This is a genomic window from Paraburkholderia phymatum (genome assembly GCF_040965635.1).
Classification (GTDB): Bacteria; Pseudomonadota; Gammaproteobacteria; order Burkholderiales; family Burkholderiaceae; genus Paraburkholderia; species Paraburkholderia phymatum_B.
Window position 1 is genome coordinate 112,327 of the sequence record NZ_JBFRCH010000008.1, and the last position, 22,009, is coordinate 134,335.

At 65.8% G+C, this 22,009-nt stretch carries 18 protein-coding genes; 5 read left to right on the forward strand and 13 right to left on the reverse strand.

Annotated elements, in window-relative coordinates:
• Positions 1–175: 175 nt before the first annotated feature.
• Both AB4Y32_RS17410 and AB4Y32_RS17415 read left to right on the forward strand, forming a co-directional pair.
• The gene (locus AB4Y32_RS17410; protein ID WP_368722526.1) at positions 176–493 is read left to right on the forward strand and encodes a DUF2905 domain-containing protein; all 318 of its coding nucleotides are present in this window, start codon (positions 176–178) and stop codon (positions 491–493) included.
• 205 nt (positions 494–698) lie between these two features.
• Positions 699–1,172, forward strand: a complete 474-nt coding sequence (locus AB4Y32_RS17415; RefSeq protein WP_368722527.1) for a VOC family protein — start codon at positions 699–701, stop codon at positions 1,170–1,172.
• Between the two features lie 111 nt (positions 1,173–1,283).
• On the opposite strand, the gene AB4Y32_RS17420 is transcribed toward AB4Y32_RS17415, so the two are convergent.
• Genes AB4Y32_RS17420 through AB4Y32_RS17480 form a run of 13 tightly spaced genes read right to left on the reverse strand, consistent with a single transcriptional unit; the run spans position 1,284 to position 12,529 of the window.
• Positions 1,284–1,862 carry a lytic transglycosylase domain-containing protein gene (locus AB4Y32_RS17420; RefSeq protein WP_368722528.1) on the reverse strand — a complete coding sequence of 193 codons (579 nt, stop codon included), beginning with the start codon at positions 1,860–1,862 and terminating at the stop codon, positions 1,284–1,286.
• Entirely contained in the window at positions 1,862–2,644 is a 783-nt protein-coding gene (locus AB4Y32_RS17425) for a TadE family protein (RefSeq protein ID WP_368722529.1), read from the reverse strand. Before AB4Y32_RS17425 ends, AB4Y32_RS17420 begins: the two co-directional genes overlap by 1 nt.
• Complete coding sequence (locus AB4Y32_RS17430; protein WP_368722530.1) at positions 2,641–2,991, reverse strand: DUF192 domain-containing protein; 351 nt, start codon at positions 2,989–2,991, stop codon at positions 2,641–2,643. Before AB4Y32_RS17430 ends, AB4Y32_RS17425 begins: the two co-directional genes overlap by 4 nt.
• On the reverse strand, positions 2,988–3,869 hold the full coding sequence (locus tag AB4Y32_RS17435) for a type II secretion system F family protein (RefSeq protein WP_368722633.1): 882 nt from the start codon (positions 3,867–3,869) through the stop codon (positions 2,988–2,990). The genes AB4Y32_RS17430 and AB4Y32_RS17435 overlap by 4 nt, the downstream gene beginning before the upstream one ends.
• 6 nt (positions 3,870–3,875) lie before the next feature.
• Positions 3,876–4,718 carry a type II secretion system F family protein gene (locus AB4Y32_RS17440; protein WP_368722531.1) on the reverse strand — a complete coding sequence of 281 codons (843 nt, stop codon included), beginning with the start codon at positions 4,716–4,718 and terminating at the stop codon, positions 3,876–3,878.
• Positions 4,719–4,728: 10 nt separating this feature from the next.
• Positions 4,729–6,462 carry an ATPase, T2SS/T4P/T4SS family gene (locus AB4Y32_RS17445; RefSeq protein ID WP_368722532.1) on the reverse strand — a complete coding sequence of 578 codons (1,734 nt, stop codon included), beginning with the start codon at positions 6,460–6,462 and terminating at the stop codon, positions 4,729–4,731.
• Positions 6,463–6,467: 5 nt separating this feature from the next.
• Positions 6,468–7,859 carry a type II and III secretion system protein family protein gene (locus AB4Y32_RS17450; RefSeq protein ID WP_368722533.1) on the reverse strand — a complete coding sequence of 464 codons (1,392 nt, stop codon included), beginning with the start codon at positions 7,857–7,859 and terminating at the stop codon, positions 6,468–6,470.
• Between the two features lie 17 nt (positions 7,860–7,876).
• Complete coding sequence (gene cpaB / locus AB4Y32_RS17455; RefSeq protein ID WP_368722534.1) at positions 7,877–8,917, reverse strand: Flp pilus assembly protein CpaB; 1,041 nt, start codon at positions 8,915–8,917, stop codon at positions 7,877–7,879.
• A gap of 18 nt (positions 8,918–8,935) precedes the next feature.
• Entirely contained in the window at positions 8,936–9,109 is a 174-nt protein-coding gene (locus AB4Y32_RS17460; RefSeq protein ID WP_368722535.1) for a hypothetical protein, read from the reverse strand.
• Between the two features lie 4 nt (positions 9,110–9,113).
• Positions 9,114–9,824, reverse strand: a complete 711-nt coding sequence (locus tag AB4Y32_RS17465) for a hypothetical protein (RefSeq protein WP_368722536.1) — start codon at positions 9,822–9,824, stop codon at positions 9,114–9,116.
• The gene (locus tag AB4Y32_RS17470; RefSeq protein WP_368722537.1) at positions 9,821–10,699 is read right to left on the reverse strand and encodes a hypothetical protein; all 879 of its coding nucleotides are present in this window, start codon (positions 10,697–10,699) and stop codon (positions 9,821–9,823) included. The genes AB4Y32_RS17465 and AB4Y32_RS17470 overlap by 4 nt, the downstream gene beginning before the upstream one ends.
• A complete protein-coding gene (locus AB4Y32_RS17475; protein WP_368722538.1) occupies positions 10,696–12,216 on the reverse strand; it encodes a hypothetical protein in 1,521 nt (506 codons plus the stop codon). The genes AB4Y32_RS17470 and AB4Y32_RS17475 overlap by 4 nt, the downstream gene beginning before the upstream one ends.
• Positions 12,217–12,238: 22 nt before the next feature.
• Positions 12,239–12,529: a Flp family type IVb pilin gene (locus AB4Y32_RS17480; RefSeq protein ID WP_368722539.1), complete on the reverse strand. Its 291-nt coding sequence runs from the start codon at positions 12,527–12,529 to the stop codon at positions 12,239–12,241.
• A gap of 23 nt (positions 12,530–12,552) precedes the next feature.
• Between AB4Y32_RS17480 and AB4Y32_RS17485 the strand changes: the two genes are divergently transcribed.
• The 3 genes from AB4Y32_RS17485 (at position 12,553) to AB4Y32_RS17495 (ending at position 22,003) form a co-directional block, all read left to right on the forward strand.
• Positions 12,553–12,849, forward strand: a complete 297-nt coding sequence (locus AB4Y32_RS17485; protein ID WP_368722540.1) for a hypothetical protein — start codon at positions 12,553–12,555, stop codon at positions 12,847–12,849.
• Positions 12,850–12,962: 113 nt separating this feature from the next.
• The gene (locus AB4Y32_RS17490; protein WP_368722541.1) at positions 12,963–20,828 is read left to right on the forward strand and encodes an ESPR-type extended signal peptide-containing protein; all 7,866 of its coding nucleotides are present in this window, start codon (positions 12,963–12,965) and stop codon (positions 20,826–20,828) included.
• A 62-nt stretch (positions 20,829–20,890) separates the two neighbouring features.
• Positions 20,891–22,003 (forward strand): OmpA family protein, encoded by a 1,113-nt coding sequence (locus tag AB4Y32_RS17495; protein WP_368722542.1) that lies wholly within the window; start codon positions 20,891–20,893, stop codon positions 22,001–22,003.
• Positions 22,004–22,009 lie beyond the last annotated feature (6 nt).

Consider the following 22,009-nt stretch of genomic DNA (forward strand, 5'->3'; position numbering starts at 1 on the left):
CCAGTGCCGCGGAAGCCTTCGAGGCGGACACCGTCAGCGCCGGCACAGGGGCGCAAGCAGGATCGGACAACGACTCGCGCTCCCATCGTCAGGCTGCCCCGACACAAGCGCTAACGCGATTGATCGGCGATTATTCCGTTGTGCCTGAAGATTTTCTTCTTGCATTCGACTTTCAATGGCGATGCGCATCGCGCGGGAAGTCCGTCCCGCCGCACAGGCAAGGCAGCATGCGGCGTGCCCACCCAGGAAGGCCTATGATGCCCTCATCGGCCACCGCAAACGACGGCACCCCATGAACCGTTTCCTCATCGTTATCGGCGTGCTGTGCCTTCTCGCCGGCCTCGGCTGGCGGTGGCTCGCGCGCATCCCGTTCGGCCGGCTGCCTGGCGATATCCACATCGTCCGCGACGGGTTCGATCTTCACTTCCCGATCGTCACGTGCATCGTGATTTCGATCGTCGTATCGGTGCTGCTCTGGTTCTTGCGACGTTGAGCGTGACCTCACGCCGGAAGGGCACGCGGCGGAACGTGACCCACGAACGGCAACTCAACGGGGTCATACCCGCGTCTCCAGCGCTGACGAACAGAGCGAAACTCTTCTCCTAAGCGTGTCGAATTTGATAGTCTTCGTTCGTCGCATCCTAGGGCAGCATGCGGTTTTGCCTTTGCATCGAGCCAACACTGACAGGAGATTTGCCATGAAGGTTCAAAAGATCACGCCGTTTCTCTGGTACTCCAACGAAGCCGAGGAGGCCGCTGCCTTCTATACGGGTATCTTTCCGGACTCGCGCGTCATCCGGGTCACCGGGGTGCCGAGCGCCGGCTCCACGAAGGTCGTCGAGTTCGTTCTCTTTGGGCAGCCCTTCATCGCGATGAGCTCCGGGCAACCCGATCCGTTCAATCACTCGATATCCCTGCTGGTCAACTGTGACGACCAGGCGGAGCTTGATCGCTATTGGAGTGCCCTTCTCGAGGGCGGCGGCTCGACCCAGGCATGTGGCTGGCTGAAAGACCGCTTCGGTGTTTCGTGGCAGATCGTGCCGAACGATCTCATCCCGATGATTGCAGACCCCGATCCAGTCAAGGCGAAGCGCGTTGCAGAAACCATGATGACGATGGTGAAGTTCGATGTCGCCGCGTTGAAAGCCGCCTATGCAGGGACGGCGAGCTAACATAAACGGCTGTACACCGGGCCTGTACAACGCGTGCAAGAGAGAGCGTCGGCCAGCTTTGCCCACTTCAGCCGACGCTCTCATCACACACGGGCGAGCCGCAAGCGCCCGCTACCGCTGATAAAACCCCAGCCGCCCCATCACCCGCTCGACATAGCGCCGCGTCTCCGCATACGGTGGTATCCCGCCGCCGAACTTCCGCACGGCACCCTCGCCCGCGTTATACGCCGCGAGCGCCAGCGACACGTCGCCGAACGTAGCAAGCAACGCATCGAGCAAACGCGCGCCCGCCAGAAGGTTCTGCCCAGGATCGAACAGATCGTCCGCGCCGTGCTGCCTGCCTGTTTGCGGCATCAATTGCATCAAGCCCATTGCGCCCTTCGGCGAGACGGCAAACGCATTGCCACCCGACTCGACATCGATGACGGCCATCAGCAGCGCTTTGTCGACGCCGACACGCTTCGCAACGTCGTCGACGAGCGGGGTCCACGCCAGCACCTTCGACAACGCGCCGCCAGCGCTCATTGGCGCTGCGAACGAAGCATCCAGCTCGATCACCAGCGACTGACGGGCCGCATCGCCGACCTTCAATCCGCCGATCATCATCTCGACGCGTCCGGCCGCCCGCGCATCGTCGGCGTCAACCATCGCAAAGCCGACCGACAACACGAGCAACACGACACGCAGCATCAGCGTGCCGTCACTGAAGCAGCATCGTTGGCTGCGTCCGCGCGAAACGGCGACTGCATCCGCACGATCGCCTCCGACTCCAGCGCAATCGGCCAACGCTGGCTCTGCAATCCGTCGACGAGCATAGTCCGGCACAAGCCGTCGGGCCGTCGCGGCGAACCATGCGCATCGACGTTCGCATCAGCGGGCTCGCGCGAAAACAGGCCATTCGCCGCGACGTTGCCGATCACATTCGTCGCGTAGTACATGATCTTGTTGACGAGAGGCACGACGAGATAGAAGCAATAGTGCACGCGCAGCTTCAGCAGATTCGCATCCTGCACGTTCACATCCGACTCGGCGCCGGCCGACGCATCGCGATACATCAGCGTGTCGTTCGGAATCTCTTCGTGCGCGATGCCCTCGTCGGGATAGAAGCGCGTGCGCGCGAAGTCACGCGTCATCGCCGCGGTCGGGCTGACAATCGCAATCGACGCCGCCTTCGTCACTGCACTTCGTGCCGCAACCATGGCCGACTGCACGCCCGTCGCATCGGCATGCCGCGCGTACAACGGTGCGAGACCACGGGCGAGACCCGCTTGCATCGCCCGCATCGATCCATGATTCACCGCGCCTTCGCGTGCCGCTTCGAGCACGGCGACATCGAGCGTCGACTTTGCCTGATACAGCAGCACCAACTGCACGGTCGCGAAACCGAAGAACAGCAGCAGCGGCGCGACGATCAGAAATTCCGTCATCGCCTGACCCGTCATGCGTCGCTTGTCCGCGCATTCGGGCGTCACGGCAGCGCCCTCCATGCGAGCCTGTCGCCGATACCGATACCGCACACATGCGCTGCATTCGCGCTCATCTCCAGCACGCTGCGCGCTCGCCAGCAAAACAGCAGGCGCGCGCGTTGCACGTTCCGATGGATCGCCAGCACGCAATTGCGATCGTCGATAAACACCACGTCGATTGGAAAGCGCATGCCGAACGTATGCACGGCATTGCACGGTTCGAGCCACAGCGCTTGCGCCGCATCGAGGTGCGAGCGGCCGAGCAATCCACGCATGCGTTTGAGCGCGTGTGCGGCCACGTCGAGCGCGACGCGCGTCGCCTCGCCGCGATGAATCAGGCGCGCACGTTTCACAGCAAGCCCTCCTGCATAAACTTCATCGCAATCGGAAAGCCGAGCACGATGAACGTCACCGGGAAAATGAACATGAGCAGCGGAAACACCAGCTTGACGGGCGCTTCCATCGCCTGCTTCTCGGCGCACTGAAAGCGTTCCGTGCGGCGCTGCTCCGACTGGAAGCGCAGCGTCTTCGCGAGACCCGAGCCCATCCGCTCCGCTTGCGCAATGGTCCGCACGAGGTTCGACACTTCCCCGATGCGCTGACGTTCGTCCAGACGCCGCAATGCATCGGTTCGATTCAATCCCGATTTGAGGTCGCGCAGCACGTGTTCCAGTTCGCGCCGCAAGGGTCCATCGGGACCTTTCTCGACGGCTTTCTGGATCGCGCCATTGATATTGAGTCCCGTCTCGACGGCGAGCGTCAGGAAGTCCAGGTAAATGGGCAACTGACGCAGCACGTTCACGACGTGCGTGCGCCGCACATCGCGCATCCAGATGCGCGGATAGAAGTAACCGATGCTCATCAGCAGCAACAAGGCGATCCATGAGAACAGGCCGCTCGCGAACATCACGAGCAGAGCTGACGACAACGCGCTCATCGACGAAACGATCGACAGCGCGAGAAACTGCCGCGCGTTCATCAGGAAGTTCAGCGACGTGAGACGCAGCTTTGCATCGGTACGCTCGACGAGCCGCGCGCCGAAGCGCGCGCCCATGTGATGCGCGACAAAGTTCACGACGGGCCACACGAAACGCAGCAACGGCGGCAACGGATCGAGCCACGTGCGGTCCTCATGCGGAACGGCCCGCAACAGCGCACGCGCCGATCGCAGTGCAAGCGCGCACGCCAGCACGAAGCCGGTGCCGATCACGATGGATAGAACGAGCCGCATCATGATCTACACCTCGATGCGCACGATGCGTGCAATCGACTGATAGCCGAGCCACTCCATCATCGCGATCACGGCGAGCGTGCTCCAGCCGATGGGCGTCGTGAACAGCGGCGCCATCGCGACGGGCTCCAACGCGCGCAGCACCATCATCAGAAGGAGCGGCAGACACGTCATTACGATCCCCTGCATGCGGCCCTGCGATGTCAGCGCGCGAATCTTGCCTTCCATCTGAAGCTTGCTTTGCAGCGTGCGCGCCACGGATTCGAGCGCGTCCGCCAGATTGCCGCCCACTTCGCGCGCGATGGTCACGGCGGCCGTCACCATCATGAAGTCGGGCACAGGTATGCGTTTTTCGATGTTGCGCATCGCGATGTCGAGATCGATGCCGAGGCGGATCTCGCGCAGCAGCAGGTCGAATTCCTGTGAAATGGGCGGCACCGATTCCTGCACCGCGCTTTCGAGCGCAATCGGAAAGCTTCCGCCCGCTCGCAGCGCGCCTGCCATCATCAGCAGCGCGTCGGGCAACTGGCGTTCGAGCGTGCGGATGCGGCGCGCGCGCATCCATCCGAGCACGCGTCGCGGCACGAACCATGCCAGCGGCAGCGATGCGAGCGCGAACAGAACGCTGCCGCTCAGCATCAGCGCGAGCAACGGCAGCGCGGCCATCGCGAGCAAGGTCGCGGTCGCCGCCTTCTGGCGATTGACGAACACGAACACATCGGCCAGCGACTGCTCGACTTCGCTCGCAAGATGACGCGCGCCTCTCGCGAGCACGAGATGCGCGGCGCGCGCGATCGACCAGGCGAAGATGGCCGCGCCGCAAAACACGAACATGAAGAACGGCTTCATCAATTGGGCCTCACTCGTGGCGCGTGAAAATCGACGTATCGACGGGAATGCGTCGGCGAATCAGATCCTGATAGAAGTCGGGGATAGTCGAAGTCGGCACGAACTGCCCGCGAATCCGGCCGTTCTCGTCGAGGCCCCCCTCTTTGAACACGAACACGTCCTGCAACTGGATCACGCCCGACTCCATGCCGCTCACTTCCGTGATGTGCGTCACGCGCCGCGCCCCGCACGAGAAGCGCGTCTGCTGCACGATGATGTCGACGGACGCGCATACCTGTTCGCGTATCGCCTGCGCGGGCAGTTCGAGCCCCGCAATCAGCGTCATCACTTCGAGACGCGCAATGCAATCGCGCGGCGAATTGGCGTGCGCGGTGGTCAGCGAGCCGTCGTGGCCCGTGTTCATTGCCTGCAGCATGTCGAGCGTCTCGCCGCCACGGCATTCGCCGACCACGATGCGATCGGGCCGCATGCGCAGACAGTTGCGCACCAGCTCGCGTATCGTGACGGCGCCCTTGCCTTCCATATTCGGCGGCCGTGTTTCGAGCGCCACCAGATTCGGCTGAGACAGTTGCAGCTCGGCAGCGTCCTCGACGGTGACGATGCGTTCCTCGTCGGGGATATAGTCCGACAGCACGTTGAGCAGCGTGGTCTTGCCCGAGCCGGTGCCGCCCGAAATCACGATGTTCGCGCGATGTTCGACAGCCGTGCGCAAGAACGCTAGCATCGCCGGCGACAGCGAGCCGAACGCGAGCAGATCGTCGCCGCGCAGCTTGTGTTGCGGGAATTTGCGCACCGTCATGCTCGGCCCTTTCAGCGCGAGCGGCGGAATGACGGCATTCACGCGCGAGCCGTCTCGCAGTCGCGCGTCGACCATCGGCGAGCTTTCGTCGATACGGCGGCCGATCGGCGCGACGATCCGCTCGATCGCGCCCAGCACGGCCCGCTCGTCCGTGAAGATGACGGGCGAGCGCGTCAGACGTCCTTGCTGTTCGACGAAAATCTCGTCGTGCCGGTTGACCATGATTTCGGAAATCGTCGGGTCCGCAATCAGTTCTTCGAGCGGACCGAGCCCGATGATTTCGTCGAACACGCTCTTCTTCAGCACCGACAGGGGGATCTGCGGGTGGCGAAAACTCGCGTCGCGCGCGAGCAGGTCGTCGAGCGCATCGCTGACGGTCGCGCGCAACTCGTCGTCCGCCATCCGCGCAACGTTCAGGCGGCGCAGGTCGAGCGCCGCGATCACCTTCATGTGCAAGAGCTTGCGCAACTCGATGCCTTCGGCACTGTTGATCGGCGCAAGGCGTGGCGCGGCCATGCGCGACGGCGCGCAAGCAGACGAGACATCGCGTGGCGCAGGTTCGCGCGGTAGCGCGAGTCCTTCCGGCATGCTCGGTTTCGGCGCTGCATCGGCAGCGGCATTGGGCAATGGCGACATCGTTGCGTGAGGCGACGGCACCTGCATCCCCGCAACCTTCAGCACCGTCATCCCGATCTCGATCTGATCGCCTTCGGCAAGCGGACCATAACGCACGACAGGCGCGCCGTTCACCGTCGTCGCGACGATGCCGCCGTGGTCTTCGACATACCACGCGTGAAAGTCCTTCACGATCCGCGCGTGCGTGCGGCCGACCAGCATGCCCTTGATGACGATATCGCACGCCGCGTCGCGGCCGATCGTGCACATCCGATCGACATGCACCATCCGCACGGGCGCATTGCGCGCTTGTATTTGCAGTTTCAGCATCTCGATCAATGAGCCTCGTAAGCGGGTGCCTGGTCGCCGGGTGTTGTGCCAGGCGCAGCGGGCGCGCTATCGCGTTCATGTCCGCGCGCATCGGGCGCGAGCGGACTGGCCGCTCCGTAGCGTTCGCCATAACGCTGCGCGCCTTGCTGCGCACGCGCGAGCAGCCCTGTGTTCGGTTCGCGCGACGGCTCCGAGATCATCGGCGTCACGAAGATCACGAGATCGCTGTTCTTCGCGCGAAAGCTGTCCGAGCGGAACAGCTGCCCGATGATGGGCAGACGCGCCAGATACGGCATGCCCGCCGATGCGCTCATCGCATCGGCGCTGACGAGCCCCGAGATCGCGATCGTTTCGCCCGCGCGCAACGAAATGTCCGAGCTGGCGCTGCGCGTCAGAAAGCCCGGAAAGCCGCCAAACGACACGGATGGATCGATCTGGCTGATCTCCGTCTGCACGGTGGCCGAAATGATGTCGTTCGCGTCGACCACGGGCTTGATGTTGAGCCGGATGCCGTACGGCTTGTACTCGACATCGGTGGTGCCGAGCGCGCCCGCCTTCGGAATCGGCACTTCGCCGCCCGCGAGGAACGTCGCGGTGCCGCCGCTCTTCGTGTTCAGCTCGGGCGCGGCGAGAATGTATGCGTCGCCGTTGTTGATCGCGAAGTTGATGCGCGACGTGATCGTCGATGCGATGCCTGCAAGGAAGAAGTTCGCGCCGCTCGTCGCGCCGGAGCCGAAGAGCCCTTGTCCCGACACCTGCGGCCCCGCGAACTGGCTGTCCCACGCAATGCCGATATCCTTCTGCCCCGTGCGCGTGACTTCCATGATTTGCACCTTGAAATGCAGGGTTTTCTTGAGCGCATCGCCTTCGTCGATGGTCGTCGTGTCGATCACATTCGACATGTCGGCGATGGCCGCTTTCACGGCGGCCGCCCTGTCGCGATGCACGCTGCCCGACAGCACGATGTTCGGCCCGAGTTCCTGCACGCGCACGCCGGGCACCGACGCGAGCACGCTGCGCAACTGCGCCGCCGACATGCCGACGTCGCCCTTCGCGACGCGCACCGTCGTTTGCAGCGCGACGCCCTTTTCGTTCCACACGACAAGCGATGTCATGCCCGCGCTTTCCGCGAGCAGCATCACGCGCCCATCGACGACGTTCGCCGTCACCAGCTTGCCGTTGCCGATCGCGATGCGTTTGACGGTGCCCGGCACGTCGAGCATGCGCACCTCGCCTTTGTAAAGATCGAGCACATCGCCGTTGTGCGCGGGCAATGACGCGGCGTCGCGCTGCGCGCCGATTGCGTGTGCCGCGCCTGCGTCGAAGGCAAGCAAGCCCGTCAGCAACGAACCGGCGATCCGGCGACGCAGCGCCATCGAATGGAAACCTGCTTTCATGAGTCGGATGAGTTCTTCTAGTTCTGGTTGATCGCGCGGCGCGCGTCGTGCCGTTGCAGTTGCTGCGCAATGGCGGCAGCGCTTTCGTATAGCGTCGACGATGCGGACACGGGTTCGCTTGCGTCGTGTTCATCCCGCTTTGCGCCGTCAACCGTTATCGATTCGCGTGGCTTTGTCTCGCCCGACGACATCGGCGCAAACTGAACCGCGCTCGCAGCGGCCGCGCCCGCGCCGCCGCCCACGATCAGTTCGACGGACGCCTGCTTCTCGATGCGCTCTGCGGGAAACACGTCGCGCTCGGTCAACGCGGCGGGCGCTTCGCTGCCGCTGTCGCCGGCGTTCCTGAGGATGAGACGCAGCGCGCCCATCTTTTGCGCCAGCAGGACGCGTGCGGCATCGGCGGCCGGAACCTGCATCGTCACGGTGTCGTAGCGCGATGCGTTGCCCGTGCTCTCGTTGTCGCCCGCATCGCGCGGCTTCACGCTCTGGCCCGTCGCGAGCACCAGCACGTCGGGCATCAGAAGCCTTACCGTCTTGCCATCGTTCGACGACGCATCGGCTTGCGTGCCGACCCAGTACAGATCGACGCGATTGCCGGGCCGCAGCATCGACGCCGTCGAGTTCACGGCATCGATCTCCAGCGTGAGCGCGCGCTGACGGGCGGGCAGCATGTCGGAGAAATCGCGGCCGCGCAGCGCATCGATATCGCTCACGCGCAACGGCCGCCCACGCAGCACCGCGCGCACGAGCTTCGTCTTTCGCCACGCATCGAAGGCATCGACGCGCACCATGTCGTCGTAGACGAGATCGGCGGCGATCTCACGCGACACAAAATCGTCGCTCGACAACGGCGTGCCCGCAGGCACATCGCGGCGCGGCACGACGACTTCGACGCCGCGCTGCGCGAGCTTGCCCGTCGCTTCGGCGCGCACGCGCGCTTCGCGCTCGCCGAGATAGCGATAGACGAACGCAGTCAACGCGGCTGCCATCAGCACGGCAACGAGCAGCAGAACCCACGCATTGCCCAGCAGCGAATGAAACCTGATCTTTCTGAACATCTGATTCGAAGCGACTGGTTACGGTAAAGAAAGCGCGAAGCCATACGCGCGATAAAGCGACCTGAAGGCCGCAGAGAGTTGGCTGACGATCGACGCATCGCCGCCCGTGACGAGCGCGAACACGATCACGGCTGTAACGACGAGATACTCGACGCCCGCCTGGCCGCGCTGTGCGCAACTGTGCGAGCGCATGGCGTCAATGGTCCGTCGTCGCATGAATGACGGCCTCCGTATGTCCGTTGCGTTTCGAGAAGACGGCATCGATGCGGTCGCTGCCACGCTGCATCGCGAGTACATCGCCGGCCGCGCGCTGCGAGCCGTCGAGCGTCAACGCGAGCGCCCGCGTGACTGTGCGCCAGCCCTCGCCCTCCAGTTGGCGCGCGTAGCGTTGCGCGTTGTCCGCCGTGTCGCCGTCGATTTCGAGCAGCCACGTGCGCCCCGTCCGCCGCCCGTCGCGGCTTTCGACATCCGATACATGCCGCGCGCCATCCGGCAACTGAGCGAGCGAAGCGCCTATGCGATGCGATACGTCGGCGCTATCCAGACGCATCACGCTCATCAGCCCTTTGGTCTGCGCGCCTTCGATGGCTGGCGGAATGACGAGCACGTAGTGGCACGCGCCGTCGAGCGCTGCGAGCAGCAGTCCCGACGCATCGCGCCGCCCCATTGCGGGCACATGCGCCCTCGTCCAGAACGCGCGGAATTCGTTCGATACGTCATCGGGCGACGCGCCGAACTCCATGCCATAGACCGTGGCCGTCACGCCGTCGATCAGCATGTCGCCGCCGATCATCTGCACGCGCGCCGCGTGGACGGGTTGCCGGTTGCAGGCCTCGACGCCGGCAGCGACGCTCGACGGCATCAACGCCGCTGCGCAAGCGATGGAGAGCATCGAGAGCACTTTCATCGCGCGAGCCGGTCAGCGGGCACGACTTCGTCGCGAATGCGGCCGAATTCGAGCGTGTCGATTTCAGGCGCGTATTCGCGCAGCCCCTGATAGAGCGAAGGCGCGATCAACGCCGCATTGGCAGCCGGCACGGCCTGTGCGAACAGCGCGCGCGCATGCGCTGCGCCTTGCGGCAACCACGCGTTCGTGAGCAATGCGTTCGTGTCGCCGAACACAAAGCCGTCGAAGCCTTGCCATAGACGCTGCAGCGCGACGTTATGCGCCGCCGTCGCGATGCGCAGCGTCGCCGATTGGAGCGTGCGCGTCGGCAGATCGAGCATCGCGGCGAACGGTGCGCCGCTTGCCGTCGCGCTTGTCATCGGTATCGCACCGAATCCGTTCGACGTGTACGCGTCGAGCTGCGTCGGCATGTCGGACTCGCCCGTGCTGACGGTTACGTCGCTCGCGCTGTGGAGCAAGACCTCGCCGCCTTGGTCCTTCCACATCGCCGGTTGCGCGACTGCGAGGCTTTGCGCGTCGCGGTCCGTGCCCGCGATGGGAGCGCCGTTGCCCGCCACCACGCGCGCAAGCACTTCATGCTGGATCTGCTGATCGCTCTTTTGCAACCGCAAAGCGCCGTCGCCATAGCGCGCATACCAGTCGCGCGCCGATGAAACCGCCGCGCCTCCATCGATCCACACCGTGCGCTCCCACGCCGCGTAGCGCGATCCCATCAGCGTGTGATTGCGGACATCGTTGAACTTGCCGAGCATGACGATCGCAAGCAGCAGCACGCTTATCGCGAGCGTCGCCGCGATGAGGAATTCCACCAGCGCCTGGCCCGATTGCGCACGAGCGCGTCGTTCGATGCCGATGAGTGCGATGCCGTTCATCATGGCCGCGCCGCTTCCACACCGGATGCAATCTGCGCGGCTTGCGCGGCGGCGCGTTCCGCATCGCTGACGGGCGCCAGCGATGCCTGCCAGTACGGGCTGAACGTGCCCGGATATTCGGTGTTGCCGTCCGCGCGCACCCACACGTTCGCGTCGAGCAACGCGCCCGCGAGTCGGTCAGCGAGCAGCGCTTGCGACGGCCGCACGAAGTACGCGTGCGCGCTCGCCAGCGCGCGCATCGCGCCGCCCGCGCTGCCGTTGTCGACGCGCATGCGGCCCGCGCCATTGAGCCCCGCTGTCTTCAGGAGCGTCCCGGCTGCGCGCTCCACTTCGATTGTGATGCGCGGCGCCTCGCTCGCCAGCGGCGCGCCCGCCATGTCCTGATACGGCAGCAATCCGCCGTTCGCTGCATCGAGCGAAGCGCCTGGGCCCTGGGTGAACTGCTCGGCCATCGCGTCGGGCACATGCACGCCCGGTTGCGTGCTCGCGGGATCGCCGAAATTCACGTAGCCGCCATAGCCCTTCCAGTCGCTCCACGCGACGAAAGGCGGCCGCGTCATGTAGCTGCGCACGTTGCCGTTCGCGCTGCCGCCGTGTCCCGCGATCGCGTCGAACTTATCGACGCAAGTGATCGTGATGTGCGCCGTGCTCGCGTCGATCGATTGCCAGCCCTTCTTGTCGCTGCGCAACTGTGTGCCGCCGACATGCGCGACGCGGATCGCGATGCGTCCGCCGTTGCCGCAGCGCGAGCTTGTGTCGTCGATCTGCTGATAGTCGGGCGCGACGCTGCGCGATGACACGCGCTGCTTGACGAAGCCGTCGAGCGTTGTAGCGTTTGTGACGACATCGGCGAAACGGTCGGCGTTGAAATTGCCAGCAGGCGTGACAATGGCCGTGTACGTCCGCCACGCGGCCAGTTGCGCCGCATTGCGCGGACTCGTGAAATAGCCGGCCGTCACGTGCGTGTCGGGCTGATTGCGTTGCGCAACGTCGTCGGCTGCATCGGGGACGGCGGCGAACATCGCCGCGTGATAGTTGGTCTGCGCGGTGCTGAGCGCGCGCGTGACGCCGCCCACGCCCTTCGCGACGACAGGCAGCAGCGCATCGAGCGCCGCGCGCACGGGAGCAACGTCGATTCGCGCGTGATCGTTCGGGGTGCGCCACAGCGCCGGATGATCGGCGAAGGTCGTCACGAGTTGCTCGGTGTCGGGGTTGCCGATATACGTGTTGTCGAGTTCGTCGATCCACGACTTCAGCGCGACCACCTGCGCGGCGCTCACCTGGTTGGCGACCATCGCGCGGTTCGTGTACGCGGAGAAGTTGTAGTCGCGCGCCTGGAGCACGGCCGCGCTGTAGGCGGCGGCATCGGCCGTGTTCTGCAGCTTGATCTTTGCGCTTGTCATCTGGAACGATCCGAACGCGACATACAGGCCGATGCCGCCCAGCAGCAGGAACAGCAGCGCAGGCACCAGCGCCTGGCCGGCGTGCGCGCTCATGGGCTGACGGGCGGTGCGTTTCATGATGACGAGCGGCATCACGCGCTTACTGGTTGCCCGTCGACAGGCTGCCGTTGCTGCCGTATGCGCCCATGCCCTTGTTCTTGTCGGCCTGGCTCTTGCCGTCCGTCGCGGCCGCGCGGGCGTCGTTGATGTCGGTGGTGCTGTCGGTACCGGACATCTCGTGCATGAGGCCGGCCGTCTGCTCGCGGATCGTCTTGCCGAACGACGCATAAACGGCAATCGCCGATACGGCGATCAGCGCCACGATGATGATGTATTCCGTCATGCCCTGACCGGCCTGTTTGCGAATGCGGCGCATAAGAGAGATTTTCATGAACACCAATCCAGATTGATTAAATGAAATACCCGGCGGCTTTAAAATCCATTGCCATGCAATTCCATCCGCTTAACCGGGCAGCGATGAAGTATAAAAACGGCGAGCCGCATCTGGATTGCGACATTTCCGTATCGTCATCGCCCGATTTCACAATCGGCAGGCTGATCCATCTTGCGTCGAATCCATACCACACAAGGGTTCGACACGATGCGCGGTCGCTTATGTCGCGCAAGAGTGCGCCCATAACAAGCATTTCCTTTTCCCTTTCAAAAGCCGGGCAAAATCCTACGCACGCCGCCCTTTCAACTGATATTTAGAAATATCGCTCGCGAATAGATTTTCCCGTCGAATCAGAACCGGCTATTGCGCCTTTAAACGGCCATCGCGGTCCTGTTCGAATCAATTGTCCATTCAAGGGAAGACGCGAGGCATGAACAAAATCTATAAGTCAGTCTGGAACGAGGCCGCGGGCACCTACGTCGCCGCGGCGGAAAACACTCGCGCGCACGGCAAGAAGTCGAGCCGCTGCGCACTCAACATCGCATCGGCGGCCATCGCGTCGGCGTTCACGTTCGGCGCATATGGCGCGGCCTGGGCCGCCGACCCCGGGCTCACGCCGAAGCCGACATCGAGCGCAGCCAATCTCGTGACACCCGCGCCGACGAGCGACTGGTTCTGCTTTCTGTTCTGGTGCGGCGGCAGCGGCGGCACGACCAGCATCACGTACAACGGCGTCAATGCGCAGGATGCTTACGCGTACACGTACGACCGCAACAACCTGAAGTACTTTCACGTCGACTCGCATCTCGCCGATGCGTCTGCGAGCGGAGGCGGCGGCGACGCCATCGCGATCGGCGGCGCGGCGAAGGCGAACGGCATCAGCAAGGACGGCTCGACGTATGGCTGGCCTGGCTCGACGGCAGGCAACGGCCCGATCGCAATCGGCGGCGAAGCGGTTGCCCAGGGCGCGGCGAACGTCGCGCTCGGCATCGATGCGAAAGCCGACGGCCTGTATCACGCCGTCGCGCTAGGCGGCAACGCGCAAGCCGCCGACATCTACACGGTCGCCGTCGGCGGCCACGCGCTCGCGTCTGCGCAGGCTTCGACGGCGCTCGGCTCGCACGCGTCCGCGCTCGCGAACGGCTCTGTCGCGCTCGGCGAAAGCTCGCTCGCGACGCGCGGCAATACCGTATCGGTGGGCCGGCAAGGCGCCGAACGGCAGATCGTCAACATCGCGGCGGGGTCGGCGGGCACGGACGCCGTCAACGTGAACCAGCTGAATGCCGCGATCGCGAGCATCGGCGACGGAGGCAACGGCGGCGGCGATGGCGGCGGAAACGGTGGCGGCAATCTTCCGGCGGACCTGCGGTTTTTCCATGCCCACTCGGCGCTCGCCGACGCATCGGCGGCCGGTGCGGAAACGGTTGCGATCGGCGGCAATGCAACGGCGCTCGCAGCAGGCTCCGTCGCGCTCGGCTCGAACTCGATCGCCGATCGCGCGAATACCATATCGGTGGGCAACGATCTCACCAACCGCCAGATCACGCATCTCGCGGCCGGCACGGCCAATACCGATGCCGTCAACGTCGCGCAGTTGAACACCACGGTGCAGAACGCGCTCGCGGGAGGCGGCCGGCCCGATCTCGTCGCGTACGACTCGTCGGCGCACACGGCGCTCACGCTCGGCGGCGTGGGCGCATCGCACCCCGTGCAGCTGATGAACGTGGCCGCCGGCGCGATCGTGCAAAACAGCACGGATGCCGTCAACGGCTCGCAGATGTTCCAGCTTGCGCAATCGACGCAGCAAGGGTTTCAGGACATGGGCAGCGGCATGAGCGCGCTCGCGCAGAGCACGGCGGCAGCGCTCGGCGGCAACGCCAGCGCGAACACGACGGACGGCTCGATCGCGCCGCCGAACTACACCATCGCCGGACAGACCTATCACAACGTCGGCGAAGCCATCGGTGCGCTCGCGGCGCATGGCGGCGGCAGTTCGGCCGACAGCGTGAACTACGACACGTCGTCGCACGACGTCGTGACGCTCGGCGGCACGCTCACGCATGCGCCCGTCGCGCTGACGAACGTCGCGAACGGCGCGATCAACGCGAACAGCAGCGACGCCGTCAACGGCAAGCAGATGTACGCGACGGCGAACAGCGTGGCGAGAGCAATCGGCGCCGGCTCGACGGTGAAGACGGACGGCGCGCTCGGCGCGCCGACCTACGTCGTCGCGGGCGTCACGTACAACGACGTGGGCAGCGCGATCAACGCAATCGGCTCGGTCGGACAGGACGTGCAGGTCACGGCGAAGTACGTGAAGGTCTCGTCGACGGCGACGCAAGCGCTCTCCAACGGCGTCGAGACAACGGCCATCGGCGGCGCGGCTTATGCATCGGGCGACCGCTCGGTGGCAATCGGCACGGGTGCGCGCGCGCAGTACGACGACTCGGTGGCGATCGGCTCGAACGCGCAGGTGTATGAGTCCGACACCGTGTCGGTGGGCCGCAAGGGCGGCGAAAAGCGCGTGACCAATCTCGCGGACGGCATCAATGCAATGGACGCGGTCAACGTGCGCCAGTTGAACACTCTGCAACAGCAGCTCACGAAAGCGTCGACCACCGTGCGCTCGATGGCGATCACCGACACATCGGCGCTCGACTTCATCAAGGTCAGTCCGAACGTGATGATAGGCGCGCCGACTCAGGTATCGAGCGATCTGAACGCGATGGCGATCGGGCCGTCGGCGAACGCGTCGGGCACGAATGCCGTCGCTGTGGGCGCGGGCTCGGGCGCCGCGCGCGCGGGGTCGACGGCCGTCGGCTCGCGTGCCGCCGCGCTGTCGATCAATTCGACCGTGATCGGCCAGAGCGCATCGACGGGCTTCAACGCGGACAACGGCGTGTCGATCGGCTACATGTCCGACGCGGAAGGCGTCAACGCGATGGGCTTCGGCTCGTTCTCGATCGCAGGCGGCGCGGGCTCCGTGGCGCTCGGCTACAACGCGCTCGTGACCAACGCGGCCAGCAATTCGATCGCGCTCGGCACGAACGCGACGGCAAGCGCGTCGGGTTCGATCGCGCTGGGCGCGGGCTCGCTCGCGGACCGCTCGAACACGATCTCCGTCGGCAACGGCACGACGCAGCGACAGGTCGTCAACGTCGCGGCGGGCACGGCGAATTCGGATGCCGTCAACGTGTCGCAACTGAAGGGCGTGACGAACGCGTTGGGCGGCGGCGCGAGCGTCGCGGCGAATGGCTCCGTCGCGATGCCGTCGTATGTGATCGGCGGCACGACGTACGGCGATGTCGGCTCGGCCATCGCCGCCGCTGCGGGCTCGGGCTCCGATGCCGTCAGATACGACAGCGCCGCGCACAACAAGGTGACGCTCGGCGGAACGGGTGCAGCAGCGCCCGTGAAGCTGACGAACGTCGCTGCTGGCACCGCGAACACCGACGCGGTGAACCTGAAGCAGTTGAAGGATCTCGGCGCGAACATCGACGGCAGCGGCAATGTGACGAACGGCTTCATCGCCTACGACGACGCCTCGAACGGCAGCGTCACGCTCAAGGGCACGGGCGGCACGAAGATCAGGAACGTCGCGGCAGGCAGCCTGAGCGCGTCCAGCATGGAAGCCGTCAACGGTTCGCAGCTGTATCAGACGAACCAGAGCGTGTCGAGCGTCGCCGCGAATGTCAGCAACGTGACGAACGTCGTCAACAACATCGTCACGGGCGGCGGCATCACGTACTTCCACGCGAACTCGTCGCTTGCCGATTCGCAGGCGGGCGGTGCGAACTCGGTGGCGATCGGCGGCAATGCGCAGGCCACGACTGCGGGCTCGGTCGCGCTCGGCAGCAACGCACGCACCACAGCCGCCGATGCCGTTGCGCTCGGCTCGGGCTCGCTCGCGGATCGCGCGAATACCGTGTCGGTCGGCGCGGGCGGCGCGGAACGGCAGATCGTCAACGTCGCGGCGGGCACGCAGAACACCGATGCCGTGAACCTCAAGCAACTGAAAGACCTCGGCGCATCGTTCGATACGGGCGGCGGCGTGACGAGCGCCTTTGTCGCGTACGACAGTGCCGCGAAGAACAAGGTCACATTAGGCGGCGTGGGCGCGGCCTCGCCGGTGAAGCTGTCGAATGTCGCGGCCGGCAGCGCGAACAGCGATGCCGTGAACCTCAAGCAGCTGAAAGACCTCGGCGCATCGTTCGATACGAACGGCAACGTGACGAGCGCCTTCGTCGCCTACGACGATGCGCAGAAAAGCACTGTCACGCTCAAGGGTGCAAGCGGCACGAAGATCACGAACCTCGCTGCGGGCGCGCTGAACGCCAGCAGCACCGACGCCATCAACGGTTCGCAGCTTTACCAGATGAACCAGAATGTGTCGAAGGTCTCAGGCGATCTCGCGAACCTGTCGGGCACCGTCGGCAATATCGGCGACACGCTCAACAATATGAACGACGGCGGCGGCCTGAAGTATTTCCACGCGAACTCGTCGCTTGCCGATTCGCAGGCGGGCAGTGCGAACTCGGTGGCGATCGGCGGCAATGCGCAGGCCACGACTGCGGGCTCGGTCGCGCTCGGCAGCAACGCACGCACCACAGCCGCCGATGCCGTTGCGCTCGGCTCGGGCTCGCTCGCGGATCGCGCGAATACCGTGTCGGTCGGCGCGGGCGGCGCGGAACGGCAGATCGTCAACGTCGCGGCGGGCACGCAGAACACCGATGCCGTGAACCTCAAGCAACTGAAAGACCTCGGCGCATCGTTCGATACGGGCGGCGGCGTGACGAGCGCCTTTGTCGCGTACGACAGTGCCGCGAAGAACAAGGTCACATTAGGTGGCGTGGGCGCGGCCTCGCCGGTGAAGCTGTCGAATGTCGCGGCGGGCAGCGCGAACAGCGATGCCGTGAACCTCAAGCAACTGAAAGACCTCGGCGCATCGTTCGATACGAACGGCAACGTGACGAGCGCCTTCGTCGCCTACGACGATGCGCAGAAAGGCACCGTCACGCTCAAGGGCGCAGGCGGCACGAAGATCACCAACCTCGCTGCAGGCGCGCTGAACGCCAACAGCACCGACGCCATCAACGGTTCACAGCTTTACCAGGCGAACCAGAATGTCGCGAGCATCGGCGCGTCGGTGACGAACGTGTCGACCACGCTCAACAACATCACGCAAGGCGGCGGCATCAAGTACTTCCACGCGAATTCGGCATTCGACGATGCGCTCGCGAGCGGCGACGAGTCGATCGCAATCGGCGGCAATGCGCAGGCATCGAGCGCACATGCGATCGCGATCGGTGCAAACGCGCAAGCAGACGCCGCCGGCTCGCTGGCGATCGGCAGCAACGCGCAGGCCAGCGCGGCCAATTCGGTGGCGCTCGGCGCGAACGCATCCACGGCTGCGAACCTCGCTGCGCCCGCGTATCAACCGGGAACGACGACGCTGGCAGGCACGACGCCCGTCGGCGAAGTGTCCGTCGGATCATTGGGCAACGAGCGCCGCGTGACCAACGTCGCCGCGGGCGCCGCCGCGACGGACGCCGTCAACGTGAGCCAGCTCAAGTCGGCCGTCGATGCATCGTCTTCGGGCATGCTCGCTTCCGCCGTGCTGTACGACGACCCGGCGTCCCGCAACAGCGTGACGCTGGGCGGCGCATCGGCCGCTTCGCCCGTCGCGCTGAAGAACGTCGCGCCAGGTGCGATCGCATCGGGCAGCCGCGACGCGATCAACGGCTCGCAGCTCTTCAACGTCGCGAGCACGACGGCGGCGGCTCTGGGCGGCGGCGCGGCAGTCGGCAGCGACGGCAAGATCGGCGCGCCGACGTACGTGATCGGCAGCCAGTCGTATAGCGATGTAGGCCATGCGCTTTCGGCTATCAACACGACCGTCACTGAGTTGGACACGAAGAGCCAATACTTCGTCGTCGTCCCGCCCAACGGCGGCGACCCCGCGCTTCCCGTCGCGGCAGGCGCGGTCGCCGTGGCACTCGGAGCGGGCGCAGCAAGCAACGGCAATTACGCGATGTCGATCGGACCCGGCGCACGCGCGCTCGGCGACGGCGCCGTCGCACTCGGCCACAATGCGCTGGCACGTCTCCCCGGCTCGACGGCAATCGGTGAAGACTCCGTCACTTATGAAGAGAACGTCATCTCGGTGGGCAGCAGCCTCAACCAGCGGCGCATCACGAACGTCGCAGACGGCGTCGCCCCGACCGACGTCGCCACGCTCCACCAGCTCACCCAGTTGCACGACGAGCTGACGCAAGTCCACATCGATCCTCACTCGTCGTTGCTCGGCGCGCCGAATCCGCTCGATTACATCGCGGTCAGCCCGAATGTCGCTGCGGGCAGCCCCACGCAGACCTCCACGGATGTCAACGCAATGGCGATCGGTCCGGGCGCCAGCGCGATGGGAGCCAGCACCATGGCAGCGGGCGCGATGTCGACGGCGGGCGGCGCCAGTTCGACGGCCGTCGGCTCTGGAGCAGCGGCGGGACGCGAGAAAGCGACGGCCGTCGGCCAGGGCTCGGCCGCGCTCGGCACGGCTTCGACGGTGATCGGCACAGGCGCCTCGACCGGCTTCAACGCGACCTACGGCGTGTCGCTCGGCTATATGTCCGACGCCGAAGGCGCCGGCGCAATGGGCTTCGGGGCGATGTCGGTCGCGAATGCGGACGGTTCGATCGCACTCGGCGCGAACTCGCTGACGCAGAGAACCGCGACGAACTCCGTCGCGCTCGGCGCGGACTCGGTCGCGAGCCGCGCGAATACGATCTCCGTCGGCAGCGACACGTTGCAGCGGCAGATCGTCAACGTCGCGGCGGGCACGTCGAACACGGACGCCGTCAACGTGTCGCAACTGAAGGGCGTGACGTCGGCGCTCGGCGGCGGCGCGGGCGTGGACGCCAGCGGCTCGGTGACGAAGCCCGCCTACACGATCGGCGGACAGACGTACAACGATGTCGGCGCGGCGCTCGCGGCGGCGGCTGCATCAGGCGGTAGCACAGCGGCCAATGCCGTCGCGTACGACACGGGTGCGCATGACCGCGTGACACTCGGCGGCGCGGGCGCGACCACGCCCGTCACGCTCGCCAACGTCGCGCCCGGCTTGCTGGCGGCGGGCAGCACGCAAGCCGTGAACGGCGCGCAGCTCTACAACACGGCGAGCACCGTCGCCGGCGCGCTGGGCAGCGGCGCAACGGTCGGCGCGGACGGCAAGCTGAACGCGCCCGCGTACACGATCGGCGGCTCGACGTATAACAGCGTCGGCACGGCGCTCTCAGCCGTCGATTCGGCGCTCGGCACGGTCGATCGCAATCCGAATGGCCTCGTGTACGACTCGTCCGCGCGCAACAAGGTCACGCTCGGCGGCACGGGCGCCGCGACGCCCGTCACGCTCGCCAATGTCGCCGACGCGAAAGCCGATAGCGACGCCGTGAACCTCAAGCAGCTAAAGGCGGCGGGCATCGCCGTCGATCCGTCGACGGGCGTCGTGACCAACGCGCTCGTCGCGTACGACAGCGCGTCGAGAGCGAGCGTCACGTTCAACGCGGGCGGCACGCCGACGCGGCTGAAGAACGTCGCGGATGGCGTCGATGCGCTCGATGCCGTGAACCTTCGGCAGATGCAGAGCTATGTGTCGACGCAGATCACGAACATCGCGCCGCCTCCTTCGCCGACGCTTTCTCCCGTTGCCACGCCCGTGGCCAAGGACCTGCCCGTGGGCACGGCGACGGGCAGCGACGCCGTCGCGGTCGGCAACGGGTCGAACGCGTCGGGCAGCGGCGCGATCGCGATCGGCGCGCGCACGGCTACGGCAGGCGACCAGTCGGTCGCGCTCGGCGTGGCGGCGACGGCGCCCGCGACGAATGCGGTGGCGCTCGGTGCGAATGCGGTGGCCGATCGCGACAACAGCGTGTCGGTGGGCGCGGCGGGCGCCGAGCGGCAGATCACCAACGTCGCGGCCGGCACGGCGGCAACGGATGCCGTCAACGTCGGCCAGATGAACGGCGCGATCAACGGCGTCTACAAGAGCCTGCATGACATGGACCGCGACAATCGCCGCGGCATCGCGGCCGCGTCGGCGCTGAACATCGTCACGCCGTATCTGCCCGGCCGCACGACGCTCAATGCGGGCGTGGCCGGCTATCGCGGCACGGCGGCGCTGGGCGTCGGCGTGTCGCGCTGGAACGAGAAGGGCACGGTGAACTACAACCTCGGCGTATCGAGCGCGGGCGGCAACAGCACGATTGTCCGCGCGGGCGTCGGCATCGTGTTCGGCAACTGATCCGCTGACCTGACCGGGCTGCGCGGCGCTCTCCGTGCAGCCCTTTCCTGATGGAATCACACATGAAGCATTCATTGATGACGGGGGCGTGCGTCGCGTTGTCGGCGCTCGTCGCCGGCTGCGCGTCGACGGCCTCGCGCGACGCGTTGCAGGTGCAGAATCCGACCGTCCTTCAGCGCGGCGTCGGCGCGACGCAAGACGACGCGGCAGGCGCGGCGACGCGGGCATGGCTCGACACGTATCGCACCGCCGACAACGCGGGCGCGCTCGATTCGATCCAGAAGCGTCTCGACGCACTCGGCGCGCACAAGGACAACTATTTCGGCCACAAGGCGCAATGCTGGCTCGACGCGGCGCGCGACGAACGCTCGCATGGCGACCACTGGGGCTTCGTCGAGGAAGCGCTGCGCGAAGCGAGCCGTCTCGCGTCGGGACTCGAAACGGGCGGCAGCCTCGACGCCAGCAATCCCGAGTTGCGCACGGCGGCCGTGTTGCGTCCCGATGTGTGGGAACAGATTCTGACGGCCAAAAGCTCGCAGGCGTTTCCCGAATGTCAGCAGGCGCAGCGCCTGACCGCGTGCGCCGAAGTGGAGATGATCCACGCGGGCCATCTCGCGTGGACGAGAAACTTCACGGCGAGCGCGCAGCGCGTGGACAAGGTCGCGAATGAACTGCCGCTGATCGACGCCGCACTCGCGTCGTGCACGCCGCCGCCCGAGGCGCAGCCCGCCCCGCCCGCAGCGAAGATCACGCTTCAAGGCGACGCAGCCTTCGAATTCGATCGCGCCGATCTCGGGGGCTTGTTGCCCGAAGGGAAGACGAAGCTCGACCGGGTAATAGGCGATGTGAAGCGGGCAGGCGACGTGACGGCGATTCGCGTCGATGGGTATACGGACGGGCTCGGCAGCGCCGCCCACAACAGACGCCTGTCCGCGATGCGGGCGGAAACGGTGAAGCGCTATCTCGCGGCGGGCGGCATCGGCGCGCCGATCAGCGCGCAAGGCGTGGCGAGCGCGAATCCGCTCGTTCAGTGCGACGAACGAAACCGGTTGGCGTTGATTCGGTGTCTTGCGCCCAATCGCCGTGTCGAACTGGGTTTCACGCGCGGCGATGCGACGCCCGAAAAGCCTGTGACATCGGCCACACCCGTCGAACGCATCGAGCCGCCGCGATAGACCCAA

What these genes read in the sequence shown, in the direction of transcription:
- AB4Y32_RS17410 (WP_368722526.1), top strand. Translation starts at nt 176, where the DNA reads ATGGCGATGCGCATCGCGCGGGAAGTCCGTCCCGCCGCACAGGCAAGG.
- AB4Y32_RS17415 (WP_368722527.1), top strand. Translation starts at nt 699, where the DNA reads ATGAAGGTTCAAAAGATCACGCCGTTTCTCTGGTACTCCAACGAAGCC.
- AB4Y32_RS17420 (WP_368722528.1), bottom strand. Translation starts at nt 1,862, where the DNA reads ATGCTGCGTGTCGTGTTGCTCGTGTTGTCGGTCGGCTTTGCGATGGTT.
- AB4Y32_RS17435 (WP_368722633.1), bottom strand. Translation starts at nt 3,869, where the DNA reads ATGCGGCTCGTTCTATCCATCGTGATCGGCACCGGCTTCGTGCTGGCG.
- AB4Y32_RS17440 (WP_368722531.1), bottom strand. Translation starts at nt 4,718, where the DNA reads ATGAAGCCGTTCTTCATGTTCGTGTTTTGCGGCGCGGCCATCTTCGCC.
- AB4Y32_RS17445 (WP_368722532.1), bottom strand. Translation starts at nt 6,462, where the DNA reads ATGCTGAAACTGCAAATACAAGCGCGCAATGCGCCCGTGCGGATGGTG.
- AB4Y32_RS17450 (WP_368722533.1), bottom strand. Translation starts at nt 7,859, where the DNA reads ATGAAAGCAGGTTTCCATTCGATGGCGCTGCGTCGCCGGATCGCCGGT.
- cpaB (WP_368722534.1), bottom strand. Translation starts at nt 8,917, where the DNA reads ATGTTCAGAAAGATCAGGTTTCATTCGCTGCTGGGCAATGCGTGGGTT.
- AB4Y32_RS17460 (WP_368722535.1), bottom strand. Translation starts at nt 9,109, where the DNA reads ATGCGCTCGCACAGTTGCGCACAGCGCGGCCAGGCGGGCGTCGAGTAT.
- AB4Y32_RS17465 (WP_368722536.1), bottom strand. Translation starts at nt 9,824, where the DNA reads ATGAAAGTGCTCTCGATGCTCTCCATCGCTTGCGCAGCGGCGTTGATG.
- AB4Y32_RS17470 (WP_368722537.1), bottom strand. Translation starts at nt 10,699, where the DNA reads ATGATGAACGGCATCGCACTCATCGGCATCGAACGACGCGCTCGTGCG.
- AB4Y32_RS17475 (WP_368722538.1), bottom strand. Translation starts at nt 12,216, where the DNA reads ATGAAACGCACCGCCCGTCAGCCCATGAGCGCGCACGCCGGCCAGGCG.
- AB4Y32_RS17480 (WP_368722539.1), bottom strand. Translation starts at nt 12,529, where the DNA reads ATGAAAATCTCTCTTATGCGCCGCATTCGCAAACAGGCCGGTCAGGGC.
- AB4Y32_RS17485 (WP_368722540.1), top strand. Translation starts at nt 12,553, where the DNA reads ATGAAATACCCGGCGGCTTTAAAATCCATTGCCATGCAATTCCATCCG.
- AB4Y32_RS17490 (WP_368722541.1), top strand. Translation starts at nt 12,963, where the DNA reads ATGAACAAAATCTATAAGTCAGTCTGGAACGAGGCCGCGGGCACCTAC.
- AB4Y32_RS17495 (WP_368722542.1), top strand. Translation starts at nt 20,891, where the DNA reads ATGAAGCATTCATTGATGACGGGGGCGTGCGTCGCGTTGTCGGCGCTC.